10 protein-coding genes, 1 pseudogene and 1 riboswitch are annotated in these 12,425 nt (G+C 72.7%); of the genes and pseudogenes, 6 read left to right on the top strand and 5 right to left on the bottom strand.

The genetic code is table 11. The annotated features are described in order from the left end of the window. Positions 1–52: 52 nt before the first annotated feature. Positions 53–1,042, top strand: coding sequence for a carbohydrate-binding protein (locus ACZ6CL_RS08295; protein WP_468932693.1), 990 nt, complete (start codon positions 53–55; stop codon positions 1,040–1,042). A 51-nt stretch (positions 1,043–1,093) separates the two neighbouring features. Here the strand turns inward: ACZ6CL_RS08295 and ACZ6CL_RS08300 are convergent, their stop codons facing one another. From ACZ6CL_RS08300 to ACZ6CL_RS08310, 3 genes and pseudogenes are all read right to left on the bottom strand, one after another. After that, the gene (locus ACZ6CL_RS08300) at positions 1,094–2,041 is read right to left on the bottom strand and encodes a 1-phosphofructokinase family hexose kinase (RefSeq protein WP_468932696.1); all 948 of its coding nucleotides are present in this window, start codon (positions 2,039–2,041) and stop codon (positions 1,094–1,096) included. Between the two features lie 313 nt (positions 2,042–2,354). Continuing rightward, complete coding sequence (gene nagA / locus ACZ6CL_RS08305; protein ID WP_468932699.1) at positions 2,355–3,524, bottom strand: N-acetylglucosamine-6-phosphate deacetylase; 1,170 nt, start codon at positions 3,522–3,524, stop codon at positions 2,355–2,357. Positions 3,525–3,682: 158 nt separating this feature from the next. After that, positions 3,683–4,603: pseudogene (locus ACZ6CL_RS08310) on the bottom strand (ROK family protein); the annotation flags it as partial. A 257-nt stretch (positions 4,604–4,860) separates the two neighbouring features. Here ACZ6CL_RS08310 and ACZ6CL_RS08315 point away from each other — a divergent pair. From ACZ6CL_RS08315 to otsB, 3 genes are all read left to right on the top strand, one after another. Next, on the top strand, positions 4,861–6,141 hold the full coding sequence (locus ACZ6CL_RS08315; RefSeq protein ID WP_468932701.1) for an extracellular solute-binding protein: 1,281 nt from the start codon (positions 4,861–4,863) through the stop codon (positions 6,139–6,141). After that, positions 6,138–6,371 (top strand): DUF3263 domain-containing protein, encoded by a 234-nt coding sequence (locus ACZ6CL_RS08320; protein WP_468932702.1) that lies wholly within the window; start codon positions 6,138–6,140, stop codon positions 6,369–6,371. Before ACZ6CL_RS08315 ends, ACZ6CL_RS08320 begins: the two co-directional genes overlap by 4 nt. Before the next feature lie 200 nt (positions 6,372–6,571). Then, entirely contained in the window at positions 6,572–7,411 is an 840-nt protein-coding gene (otsB, locus tag ACZ6CL_RS08325; RefSeq protein ID WP_468932704.1) for a trehalose-phosphatase, read from the top strand. 371 nt (positions 7,412–7,782) lie between these two features. Here the strand turns inward: otsB and ACZ6CL_RS08330 are convergent, their stop codons facing one another. Together ACZ6CL_RS08330 and ACZ6CL_RS08335 are read right to left on the bottom strand one after the other, a co-directional pair. After that, positions 7,783–9,258, bottom strand: a complete 1,476-nt coding sequence (locus tag ACZ6CL_RS08330) for an alpha,alpha-trehalose-phosphate synthase (UDP-forming) (protein WP_468932707.1) — start codon at positions 9,256–9,258, stop codon at positions 7,783–7,785. A gap of 72 nt (positions 9,259–9,330) precedes the next feature. Next, entirely contained in the window at positions 9,331–10,278 is a 948-nt protein-coding gene (locus ACZ6CL_RS08335; RefSeq protein WP_468932709.1) for a glucosyl-3-phosphoglycerate synthase, read from the bottom strand. Positions 10,279–10,465: 187 nt separating this feature from the next. Continuing rightward, a riboswitch (SAM riboswitch) is annotated at positions 10,466–10,607 on the top strand. A gap of 17 nt (positions 10,608–10,624) precedes the next feature. Here ACZ6CL_RS08335 and thrC point away from each other — a divergent pair. Together thrC and ACZ6CL_RS08345 are read left to right on the top strand one after the other, a co-directional pair. Beyond that, positions 10,625–11,914 carry a threonine synthase gene (thrC, locus tag ACZ6CL_RS08340; protein WP_468932712.1) on the top strand — a complete coding sequence of 430 codons (1,290 nt, stop codon included), beginning with the start codon at positions 10,625–10,627 and terminating at the stop codon, positions 11,912–11,914. Continuing rightward, the gene (locus ACZ6CL_RS08345; RefSeq protein ID WP_468932714.1) at positions 11,911–12,186 is read left to right on the top strand and encodes a MoaD/ThiS family protein; all 276 of its coding nucleotides are present in this window, start codon (positions 11,911–11,913) and stop codon (positions 12,184–12,186) included. The genes thrC and ACZ6CL_RS08345 overlap by 4 nt, the downstream gene beginning before the upstream one ends. Positions 12,187–12,425: the final 239 nt, after the last annotated feature.

The raw sequence follows: 12,425 nt of genomic DNA on the forward strand, positions 1-12,425 counted from the left end.
GCGTACGCACACCTGAGCGCCGATGGCCATATGCATAGGGGAGTGACCAGGGATGACGGCCGGCAACAACGGCTCGGACACACCGGAGAACGACGACCCGTTCGCCTATCTGTACCGCTCGGAGGGCGATCAGGGCGGGCAGGGCGGCCAGTCGGGTCAGCCGGGCTCCGCCCGCACCGGTGGGTACGGCTACCCCGGCCCGGCCGCCCCGCAGCAGCCGGGGGTGCCCCGGACCTCGTACAACCACGTCCGCGCGGTCGGTGAGCGCAACTACGGCCAGCAGATCCCGAACCAGCAGCCGCAGGGCTACGGTCAGCAGGGTCACGGGCAGCAGGGCTACGGGCGGCAGAACGCCCACTACGCCGCTCCCGAGACGCTGCCCGGCGGTGGCGGCCCCCGTCAGCCCGCCCCCGCCCCGCGCGGCGGCGGCCGCGGCCCCAACAACCGGGGGCTGCTGATCGGCGCCGTCGCCGTGGTCGCGGTGGTCGTCATCGGCATCGGCGTGGCGATGCTCACCAACGGTGACGACGAGAAGGACAAGGGCGACCAGGCGGGCGGCAAGCCCACGGCGGCGTCCAGCGTGGAGCCCAGCGAGAAGCCGGAGCCCTCCAAGAAGCCCGCCGCGAAGCTGCCCAAGGAGGACGCGGCCAAGATGCAGCTCGGCGGCGGCGCGGCCCCCGCGAGCGACGTCAAGGGCGCCAAGTCCGACGGCGGCACCTACGTCAGCGGCTTCAACCGCCCGGGCTCCTCGGCCACCTGGGACGTGGACGTCGACCGGGCCAAGGCGTACAAGCTGTACGTGCGCTACGGCGTGCCCGGCGAGGACCAGAGCATGTCGCTGACGGTCAACGGCAAGAAGTCGACCCGGCCGATCAGCATGAAGAACTTCTCGAACGCGCCCAAGGGCGACTTCGAGAAGGGCTGGACCTACTCGTGGTCCGTCGTCCAGCTCAGCCAGGGCAGCAACACGATCACCCTGTCCTGTGGCGACGGCGACAAGTGTGATGTCAATCTCGACCAGATGTGGCTGAAGCGGGGCTGAGAGCGACCGAGGGGCGGCGCGGATGCGCCGCCCCCTGTGTTTTCTCCAACCTCAGGCCGCCGCCGGGTGCTCGGTGACCTCGATCCGGCCCAGCAGCTCCGCGTAGACCGCCCGGTCGAACTCGCCCGCCGCCGGTGCCCGTACGGCCGCCGCCGACAGGGCCACCGCGCGCGCGATCCGCTCGGGCCAGGGCACCTCGTCCACGAGACCGGACAGCAGCCCCGCCACCGCCGCGTCCCCGGCGCCCGTCGGATTGCCCGGAAGGCGCTCCGGTGGGGCCGCGCGCCAGGCGCCCTGGGCGGTGATGGCGAGCAGTCCGCCCGCGCCGAGCGACGCGGCCACCGCGCGCGCCCCGCGCCGCCGGGCGTCGCGCGCCGCGCGCAGCGGCTCGGTGGAGCCGGTGAGTCCGGCCAGTTCCTCGGCGTTGGGCTTGACGATGTCGGGGCGGGCGGCGACGCCGCGGCGCAGCGGTTCGCCGCTGGTGTCCAGCAGGGTGGGGACGCCCGCCGTCCGGGCCTCGCGGATGAGCTGGGCGTACGTACCGACCGGGACGCCGGGCGGCAGGCTGCCGCACAGTGCGACCGCCGAGGCCTCGCGCAGCAGCGTGGCGTAGGCGTCCATGAAGGCGGCCCACTCGGCGGCGGTGACGGCCGGGCCCGGTTCGTTGAGCTGGGTGGAGTCGCCCGAGGCGGTGTCGACGACGCCGAGGGTGCGCCGGGTGGTACCGGCGATCGGCACCAGCGCGTCGGTGATCCGACCGGGGGCTCGCGCCGGTTCGTCGGCGGCCAGCAGGTCACGGACCACGGTGCCGGTCACGCCTCCGGCGAAGCCGGTGACGGTGGTGCGGTGGCCGAGTGCGGCGAGGACGCGCGCGACGTTGATGCCCTTGCCGCCGGGCCGTTCGGTGACCTCGGTCACGCGGTGGCTGGCGTGCGGGCGCAGTCGGGGCACCCGGTAGGTGATGTCGAGGGCGGTGTTGAGCGTGACCGTCAGGATCACCCGGCATCTCCTCTCCCGTCCCCCCCCGCCGGACGGAGATTCCTGTGCTGAAAGCGTGTGGCTGGGGGTCGAGCGGCGCCCGCGCGTGAGCGATCATGCCAAAGGCTCGGCGCCCGTCCCACCCCTTTGGGATGACCGGGACGCCCAATCATGGTGCGAAATCGGCCAATTGGGATCACCGGAGCCAGTGAGGAGGGAGGGGCGGTGAGGAGGGAGGGCCAGTGAAGGGGGAGGGGCGGTGAGGAGGGAGGGCCAGTGAAGGGGGAGGGGCGGCGCGAAGAGAGGGGCGGCGCGAAGAGAGGCGGTGACGGCTCTAGCGCGGGTCGACCACCCAGCCGCCGCGCCGCATCACGCCCCGCAGCCGGAAGTCCGCGTCGAGGACGACGAGATCCGCGTCCTTGCCCGCCTCCAGAGATCCCACCCGGTCGTCGAGCCCCAGGACCTTCGCGGGGGTCGCGGACAGGGCCCGGACCGCTTGGTCCACGCCGAGCCCGTCGACCGTGACGGCCCGCCGGAAGGCGTGGTCGAGGGTGAGGGTGGAGCCCGCGATGGAACCGGCCGTGGGCCCGTCGCTGATCCGCGCCACCCCGTCCTTGACCTCGACCCCCATCGGGCCGAGCGCATAGCTCCCGTCGCTCATGCCCGCCGCGCTCATCGCGTCGGTGATGAAGGCGACCCGGTCGGCGCCCGCGCGCCGGAAGGCCAGCTGCAGCACGGCGGGGTGCAGGTGTGTCCCGTCGTTGATCAGCTCGACGGTGACCCGCTCGTCCTCCAGCAGCGCGGCCACCGGGCCGGGCTCGCGGTGCAGCAGCGAGGGCATCGCGTTGAACAGGTGGGTCGCCACGGTCGCGCCCGCCTCCACGGCCTCCCGGGTCGCCTCGTACGTCGAGTCGGTGTGGCCGACGGCCGCCAGGATGCCGCTGTCGGCCAGCAGGCGGACGGACTCCAGCCCGCCCGGCAGCTCGGGCGCGAGCGTCATCATGCGCGCGGTGCCGCGCGCCGCGTCGATGAGCTTGCGTACGTCCGCCGGGTCGGGGTCGCGCAGCAGTGACGGCTGGTGGGCGCCGCAGCGGTGCGGGGAGATGAACGGTCCCTCGAAGTGGACGCCCGCCAGCTCGCCCTCCTCGGTCAGCTCGGAGAGGACCGCCGCCTGCCGGGCGAGGTCGTCGAGGTCGCCGGTGACGGTGGAGCCGAGCATCGTGGTGGTGCCGTGCGCGCGGTGCGTCCGGATGACGGTCAGCGCCTCTTCGGTGGTGCCCGTGGTGAACGAGGCTCCGCCGCCGCCGTGGAGGTGCAGGTCGACGAAGCCGGGGACGACCCAGCAGCCGGACAGATCCCGTACGGCGTCGCCCGCCGGTGTGCCGCTTACGGGCCTGGCGGCCGTTCCGGCGATGCGGGTGCCCTCGACCGTCAGCGTCGCGTCCGTGACCACCCCGGACGGCAGTACCGCCTGAGCGCCTGTGAGAACCGTTCGCTGGACCATCAGCCGGATACCTCCGTGGACTGCACATGGGGTGAGTGGTGCGTGGGCGACTGTGCGGGCTGTGCGGGCTGCTCGTCCGGCGCGGCTTGCTCGTGCTGGGCGGATTGCTGGTGCTGCTCGTACTGCTCGGGCTGCGCGGCTCGCTCGGACCGTTCGCGCTGCTCGGCGACGAGATCCCAGGCCAGCAGCCCCGCGCCCAGGCACCCGGCGGTGTCCCCGAGGGCGGCGGGGACGATACGGGGGAGGCTCTGGAACGTGACCCGCTCCTCGACCCCCGCGCGCAGCGGGGTGAACAGCGTGTCCCCGGCCTCGGCGAGCCCGCCGCCGATGATCATCAGCTCGGGGTTCAGCAGGGTGAGCGCGGTCACCAGACCGTCGGCGAGCGCGCCGGTCGACTCCCGCCACACCGCCGCGGCCCGCGGGTCGCCGGACTCGACGGCCTTGGCGCAGTCGGCCGCGTCCGCGCCGGGCCCGCCACCGGACGCCGCCCAGGCCCGGCCCACCGCGGCGGCCGAGGCCAGCGTCTCCAGGCAGCCGTACTGGCCGCAGGTGCACCGGGGGCCGCCGGGCCGTACGACGATGTGGCCGATCTCGCCGGAGGAGCCGGTGGCCCCCGGTTCGAGACGGCCCTCGATGCCGATGGCGCCCGCGATCCCGGTGCCCACCGATACGAACAGGAACCGGTCGGCGCCCCGGCCCGCCCCCATCCGCCCCTCGGCCAGCCCGCCCGTCCGCACGTCGTGCCCGAGCGCGACGGGGATGCCGCCCAGCCGCTCGGACAGCGGCGCGCGCAGGGGGACGTCGTGCCAGCCGAGGTTGGCGGCGTAGACGACGACGCCGCGCTCCTGGTCCAGTACGCCGGGCACGCCGACCCCGGCGGCCGCGGCCGCTTCGCCGAACCGCCGCTCGCCGAGGGCGCGCAGGTCGGCGGCGAAGTCGAGGATCGCGGCGGTCACGGCCTCGGGTCCGTGCTCCCGCCCGGTGGGCCGCCTGGCCTCGTGCAGGAGCGTGTGGTCCGCCCCGACCAGGGCGGCCTTCATACCGGTGCCGCCCACATCGAGGGCGATGACGTGTCTCACGGGGACAGTCTCCCGCGATCCACCACGAGAGGTCTAGTCCACTCGCCCGGCGGTTCTTCTGTGCAGGTAAGCGAGTTGTGATGACGTGATACACGCCACGTAGGGGTGTGCGATACGTCTGACCTGGCAAGGAGAGGTCCGATACCGAAGCGATACGCCCATGGTGTAGACCTTGTGGAGGTTTGCAAGGCAGACTCGCTCGACCTGCGCGAGAAGCATCGCGGAGGATGAATCAAGCCATAGGGTGGGAAAACGCAGTGCAGCGGCGACGGTTCTTGAGTCTGACGACGGCTGGGGCCGCGACGGCGGTGGCGATGCCCTCGCTATCCGCGTGCGGCAGCGACAGCTCCGCATCGGACGAGAACGCCCTGAAGGTGATCGCGGCGGATTATGGCGACAGCGCCGAGAACACCTCCCAGAAGTACTGGGACAAGCTGGCCCGGGCCTTCGAGGCCAAGCACGGGGGTATGAAGGTCGACGTCAAGGTCTACAGCTGGACCGAAGTCGACAAGAAGGTCGCCGAGATGGTCAAGGACGGCGAGAGCCCGGACATCGCGCAGATCGGCGCGTACGCCGACTACGCCGCCGCGGGCAAGCTCTACCGCGCCGACCAGATGCTCTCCATCCCCACCCAGGCCTCGTTCATCACCTCGATCGCCCAGGCGGGTGAGGTCAGCCGGGTGCTGTACGGGCTGCCCTTCGTCTCCAGCGCGCGGCTGCTCTTCTACAACAAGAAGCTGTTCGACGAGGCGGGCATATCCTCCGCCCCCGAGAGCTGGGCGGATCTGAAGGACGCCGCGCGGAAGCTCAAGTCGGCCGGGGTGAAGATCCCGTACGGGCTTCCGCTCGGGCCCGAGGAGTCGCAGGCCGAGACCCTGATGTGGATGCTCAGCGGCGGAGGCGGCTACACCGACACCAACGGCAGCTACACCATCGACTCGACCGCCAACATCGAGACGTTCCAATGGCTGCGGGACGAGCTGGTCGGCGAGGGCCTCACCGGCTCGCGCTCCCCGGCCCGTACCAACCGCCAGGACGTCTTCAACGCCTTCACCCGCGGCGAGGTCGGCATGCTCAACGGCCACCCGACGCTGATGCAGCAGGCCTCCGGCCACGACATCGACTACGCCACCGCCCCGCTGCCCGGCCGCAACGGCAAGTCCTCCTCGACGATGGGCGTCGCCGACTGGCTCATGGCCTTCAAGGCGAACGGCAAGCGGAAGCAGATCGGCGAGTTCCTCGACTTCGTCTACGAGGACAAGAACGTCCTCGACTTCGCCGACCAGTACGACCTGCTGCCGGTCACCACGTCCGTCTCCGCGACGATGCGCCGCGAGGAGGACCACAAGAAGCTGTGGCGCTTCCTCGACCAGATGGACAGAGCCCAGTTCTACCCGGCCGACAAGACCTCGTGGGCGTCCATCAGCACGATGGTCAAGCAGAAGATCGGCTCGACGGTGGCCGACGGCGGTGACCCGGCGAGCGTCCTCGGCGAGATCCAGCGCGCCGCGGACGCCATGGAAACGGCCAAGCCGTGACCGCCGAAGAACTCTCCGAGCAGGACCGGGCCGTGCTCGCCGTGGAGCGCGACGGCTGGCCGGGCCCGGGCGCCAAGGAGCGGGCCATACGGGAGCGGCTCGGCATCACCCCGACCCGCTACTACCAGCTGCTCAACGCCCTGCTGGACGACCCGCGCGCGCTGGAGCACGACCCGGTGACGGTCAACCGCCTGCGCCGCGTGCGGGCGGAGCGGCGCGAACGCCGCTGAGTGTGCTGGGCGCGGGCCTGGGTTTCGCGCCTGGGTTTCGCGCGTAGGTTTCGCGCCTGGATTCGACCCGGGTCACCCGGCCGCCCCCGGGGTCGTGCTCGGGTGGCCGACGTCGTACGGCCGTTCCTGGGCCGTCCCCAGGTGGCCGACGCCGGTCGCCGCTACGGGTGGCTGTCGGCGGGGCCGGGTAGGGTCGCCGCATGGGCAGCCACCCCCTTCCCGTACCCGCCACCGCCGCCGGACGTCAGGGCCTCGCCGCCCTCCTGGAACGGCCCGACCGGGCCGTCCTCGGGGTCGACTTCGACGGCACCCTCGCCGACATCGTCCCCGACCCCGACCAGGCCCGCGCCCACCCCGGCGCCGTCCCGGCCCTCGCCGCGCTGGGCCCCCGGCTGCGGTCCCTCGCGGTGATCACCGGCCGCCCGGCCGAAGTGGCCGTCCGCTACGGGGGGTTCGGGGGCAGCGGGGCTCCGGCCAACCTCGTGGTGCTCGGCCTGTACGGCGCCGAGCGCTGGGACGCGTCCAGCCGCGCCGTCCAGACCCCCGAACCCCACCCCGGCATCGCCGCCGTACGGTCCGAACTGCCGGGCGTCCTGGAGGCGAACGGCGCCTGGCAGGGCACCTGGACCGAGGACAAGGGCCGTGCCGTCGCCGTCCACACCCGCCGCACCGATGACCCCCAGGCCGCCTTCGACCAGCTCCGCGCCCCGCTGCACGCGCTGGCCGAGCGCCACGGCCTGATCGTCGAACCGGGGCGGCTGGTCCTGGAACTGCGCCCGCCCGGCATGGACAAGGGCGTCGCGCTGCTGGATTACGTGCGCGAGACCTCCGCGGGCGCGGTGCTGTACGCGGGCGACGACCTCGGCGACCTGGCCGCGTTCGCGGCCGTGGAGCGGTTGCGGGGGGAGGGGGTGCCGGGGGTGCTGGTGTGCAGCGGCAGCACGGAGGTGACGGCGCTGGCGGAGCGGGCGGACCTGGTGGTCGACGGTCCGGCGGGGGTGGTGGCCCTGCTGACGTCGCTGGCGGCGGCCCTGCCCTGAGCCCTCCGGGCCAGGCCCCTGGCCCCCCGCCGCCGCGCGCCGGCGCTGGGCCGGGGGTGGTGGTGCTGCCCTGGGATTCCCCCACCCCGCCCCTTCCCGTAACCAGGGGGCAAGCCGCCTGGGCCCCCGTCGCCGGTGGGCGATGCGAGGCCCCCGTGCGGTCGGCGCCCCCGGCGTCGGGGTGGCGCGGGTCCGGTGGACGGCGCCCCGGGGGCGTGCCGGGGCGGAGCCCGGAGCGGTCGGGGTCGGTGAGCCTGCGGAGTGATGCTTGGGCCGGTGCGGCCGGTGCGGCCGGTGCGGCCCGGTGCGGGCCGGGGCCGAGCCTCCCGTAACGGGGAGCCCGGGGCGGAGCCCGGTTGGGGGCCGGGGGGCTAGGCCTCTTGTAGTGCTCGTAGCTGGGTCAGGAACCAGTCGCGGGGCGGTAGTGCCGTCGCCGCGGCGGCCAGGCGCTTCGTGCGGTCGGCGCGCTCGCCGTCCGGGGTGCGGAGGGCCTCGTCGAGGGCTCGGGCGGTGCCCTCGACGTCGTACGGGTTCACCACCACCGCGTCCGCGCCCAGCTCCTCGTACGCCCCCGCCTCCCGCGACAGCACCAGCACACAGCCCCGCTCGGAGACGACCGGCACCTCCTTGGCGACCAGGTTCATCCCGTCCCGGATCGGGTTGACGAGGGCCACGTCGGCCAGCCGGTAGGCGGCCAGGGAGCGGGCGAAGTCGTCCTTCACATGGAGCGCGACGGGCTGCCAGCCCTCCGTTCCGTACTCCGCGTTGATCTCCTCGGCGAGCACCCGCACCCGCTCGGTGTAGTCGCGGTAGACGGCGAGGTCCTGGCGCGACGGATACGCGAAGGCCACGTGGACCACGCGCTCGCGCCACTCGGGGCGGGTCTCCAGCAGACGGCGGTAGGCCAGCAGTCCGCGCACGATGTTCTTGGACAGCTCGGTGCGATCCACCCGGACGATCGTCTTCCGCCCCGGTCCGATCTGCTCGCGCAGCGCCGACAGCCGCTCGCCGACATCGGCCGCCCGCGACCGCTCCCGCAGGAAGTCGGCGTCGGCGCCGAGTCCGTGCACCCCCAGCCGGGTCTCCCGGCCCTCGAAGCGCACGGCGGCCGCGGAGCCGTCCGTCCCCCGGACGACCTCCGCGCCCAGCACCGCCGCACAGCAGTCGGCGAACGCGGCGGCCCAGCGCCCGGTGAGGAACCCGGCGCGGTCGCCGCCGAGGATGCCGCGCAGCACGCCCGCCGCGACGTCGTCCGGCAGCAGCCGGTAGTAGTCCGGGGGCGCCCAGGGGGTGTGCGAGAAGTGACCGATGCGCAGGTCGGGGCGGCGCGCCCGGAGCAGACCGGGGACCAGCGCCAGGTGGTAGTCCTGCACCAGCACGACCGCGCCCTCGGCCGCCTCCTGGGCGAGCGCGTCGGCGAAGGCCGCGTTGTACGTCTCGTACGCCTCCCACTGGGCGGCGAACTCCGCGTCGAAGACCGGCTCGACCGGGGTCTGGTAGAGCAGGTGGTGGACGAACCACAGGACGGAGTTCGCGACGCCGTTGTACGCCGCGGCGAAGACGTCCGGCGCGATGTCCAGCATCCGCACCTGCTGACCGCCGGTGTGATCCGCGTCCAGATGACCGGACCCGGACCCGGCCCCGGCGCGGCGCGCGGCCTCGCGGTCGCCGTCGCCGAGCGCGGCGCACACCCACACGGCCCCCGCGTCGGGCCCGATCGCGCTCAGCCCGGAGACCAGTCCGCCACCCCCGCGCTTGGGGGTGAGTGAACCGTCCTCGCCCAGCGCGTACGAGACCGGGCCGCGGTTGGACGCGACGAGGATCGGTGCGCTGCGTTCAACGGCCATGTCGCGAGCCTAGCCATCGGGCACCGCGCGCAAACGTACGTACGGTTTCTTGCCCCGGAAGAGTCGGCACGATCAGGCGGCGCGCCGCTCCGCGTACTCCGGGATCTCGATCATCGGCGGCCGCTCCTCCGTGTCCACCGCCGTGGTCCGCGCCTCGAAGCCGTTCTCGCCGCGCTCGAACTGGGTCAGCCTCGGCCGCACCAGATGGCCGCGGGCCAGCCGCAGCTGGGCGGTGCGGTAGATCGCCGCGGCCATCCGGCCGAGCGCCTTGCCGTCCTGGTGCCGGTGTTTGCGCACACCGATGTCGACCTGGGCGAGGGCGTCGAGCCCGACCGTGTGCAGCGCGTCGACGAGCAAGCCCAGCTCGACCCCGTACCCGACGGGGAACGGCAGCCGCTCCAGCAGCGAGCGCCGCGCCGCGTACTCGCCGCCGAGCGGCTGGACGAATCCGGCGAGCTGCGGCCAGTGCAGGTTCAGCAGCGGCCGGGCGACCAGCTCGGTGACCCGCCCGCCCTGGCCCGCCGTATCCCGTAGCGGACGGTCGTACATGCCCTTGACCAGCTGCACCCCGGGGTCGGTGAGCAGCGGCCCGACGATCCCGGAGACGAAGCGCGCGTCGAATTCGCGCAGGTCGGCGTCGATGAAGCAGACGACGTCGCCGCTGGTCGCCAGCAGCGACCGCCACAGCACCTCGCCCTTGCCGGGCAGCGCGGGCAGCCGGGGCAGCAGCGCGTCGCGGTGCGCCACCCGCGCCCCGGCCGCCGCGGCGACCTCGGCGGTGCGGTCGGTGGAGCCGGAGTCCAGCACCACCAGCTCGTCGACGAGCGGCACGGCCTCGGTCATCAGATCGCGGCGGATCGCGGCGGCGATCTCGCCGACGGTCGCCTCCTCGTTCAGCGCGGGCAGCACCACGCTGACGCTCGTCGCCGTGTCGCGCTTCGCGGCCAGCAGGCGGTCCAGCGGACGGTCGTCGGCCGACCAGGAGCGGTGCTCCAGCCAGCGCTCCACCTCATCCAGCACCTGTTTCGTCTCCCTGCTGTGATCGCCAGTGATATCGCTCGGAGTGATCGTTGTGATCCATCTCGCGGTTCGGACGGCTGGCTCAACCCTCCGGGCCGTCGGTTACAGTCTTGAACAGCGCACATGACCTTCGTATGTCGGGGGCACCGTGCGGACAAACGCCCCGGGTTCGGCCCGGCGGCCATACCGCTCATCCAGAGGGGCAGAGGGAACGGCCCGTTGAAGCCCCGGCAACCCTCCAGCTGGTCTCGCGTCCTGTAGCGAGGCTCCCAGCTCGGGAAGGTGCCAATTCCGTCTCGTGGCGAAATGCGTCCCGAGGAAGATGAGGAGAAAGGGCCTCGCCTCCATGGCTGTGCAATCTGTCGAAAGCTCAACCACTTCCGCTGCCTCCGCTTTCGGCCCCGCCGTCGCCCTGTCCTGCCGCGAGTGCGGTGAGCGCTTCGACCTCGGCCCGATCTTCGCGTGCGGGTCCTGTTTCGGGCCGCTCGAGGTGGCGTACGAGCTGCCCAGCGGCGACCCAGAGGGGCTGCGGAAGCAGATCGAGGCCGGTCCGGACAACATCTGGCGCTACGCGCCGCTGCTGCCCGTCCCCGCGGACGTGGCCACACTCCCCAGTCTGAGCCCGGGCTTCACCCAGCTGGTCAAGGCCGACCGACTCGCCCGTGAGCTGGGCGTCACCGGCGAGCTGCACGTCAAGGACGACTCCGGCAACCCGACCCACTCCTTCAAGGACCGGGTCGTCGCCATCGCCGTCCAGGCGGCCCGCACCTTCGGCTTCACCACCCTGTCCTGCTCCTCCACCGGCAACCTGGCCGGCGCGGTGGGCGCCGCGGCCGCGCGTTCCGGCTTCCGCTCGTGCGTCTTCATCCCGCACGACCTGGAGGCGGGCAAGGTCGTCATGGCCGCCGTCTACGGCGGTGAGCTGGTCGGCATCGAGGGCACGTACGACGACGTCAACCGCTTCTGCAGCGAGCTGATCGGCGACCCCGTGGGCGAGGGCTGGGGCTTCGTCAACGTCAACCTGCGGCCGTACTACGGCGAGGGCAGCAAGACCCTGGCGTACGAGATCTGTGAGCAGCTCGGCTGGCGGCTGCCGGACCAGATCGTCATCCCGATCGCCTCCGGCTCCCAGCTCACCAAGATCGACAAGGGGCTCAAGGAGCTGATCAAGCTCGGTCTGGTCGAGGACAAGCCGTACAAGATCTTCGGCGCCCAGGCCGAGGGCTGCTCCCCGGTCTCCGCCGCCTTCAAGGCGGGCCACGACGTGGTGCGCCCCCAGAAGCCGAACACCATCGCCAAGTCGCTGGCCATCGGCAACCCGGCGGACGGCCCGTACGTCCTCGACATCGCGCGCCGCACCGGCGGGGCGGTCGAGGATGTCACCGACGAGCAGGTGGTCGACGCGATCAAGCTGCTCGCCCGCACCGAGGGGATCTTCGCGGAGACCGCGGGCGGCGTGACCGTCGGCGTGACCAAGAAGCTGATCGAGGACGGTCTGCTCGACCCGTCCCTGACGACCGTCGTCCTCAACACCGGCGACGGCCTCAAGACCCTCGACGCGGTGGCTCCCACCACGGGCCCCTCCGCCATCATCCGCCCCACCCTTGACTCGTTCCGAGAGGCAGGCCTCGCATGAGCGTCAACGTCCGAATCCCGACCATCCTGCGTACCTACACCGGCGGCCAGGCCGAGGTCAGTGCCGAGGGCGCGACCCTCTCCGAGGTTCTGTCGGACCTGGAGAAGAACCACACGGGCATCGCGGCCCGCGTCCTGGACGACACCGGCAAGCTGCGCCGCTTCGTGAACGTCTACGTCAACGACGACGACGTGCGCTTCGCCGAGGGCCTGGACACGGCCACGCCGGACGGCGCCGGGGTGTCGATCATCCCCGCGGTCGCGGGTGGCTAACCCCGCGGTCGCGGGTGCCTGACCCTGCGGCCAGGGGTGTCTGACCCTGCGGTCAGGGGTGTCTGACCCCGCGGTCAGGGGTGTCTGCTGACGGCCCATCACCCCTCTCACCTCTGTAAATCGCCCCGTCCGGGAACAAACGGACGGGGCGATTCCGCGTTTCGAATCGCGATAGAGTTGCCCCGCTTCCCCAATGGGCCCCGGGTTACTCATCCGCCTCGGCGCCGGAACCGCATATG

It is taken from the genome of Streptomyces sp. NPDC041200, assembly GCF_055591805.1.

Excerpts from the sequence above, each read along its gene's own strand:
- nagA (WP_468932699.1), bottom strand. The coding sequence starts at position 3,524 with ATGGTCCAGCGAACGGTTCTCACAGGCGCTCAGGCGGTACTGCCGTCC.
- thrC (WP_468932712.1), top strand. The coding sequence starts at position 10,625 with ATGGCTGTGCAATCTGTCGAAAGCTCAACCACTTCCGCTGCCTCCGCT.
- otsB (WP_468932704.1), top strand. The coding sequence starts at position 6,572 with ATGGGCAGCCACCCCCTTCCCGTACCCGCCACCGCCGCCGGACGTCAG.
- ACZ6CL_RS08330 (WP_468932707.1), bottom strand. The coding sequence starts at position 9,258 with ATGGCCGTTGAACGCAGCGCACCGATCCTCGTCGCGTCCAACCGCGGC.
- ACZ6CL_RS08345 (WP_468932714.1), top strand. The coding sequence starts at position 11,911 with ATGAGCGTCAACGTCCGAATCCCGACCATCCTGCGTACCTACACCGGC.
- ACZ6CL_RS08295 (WP_468932693.1), top strand. The coding sequence starts at position 53 with ATGACGGCCGGCAACAACGGCTCGGACACACCGGAGAACGACGACCCG.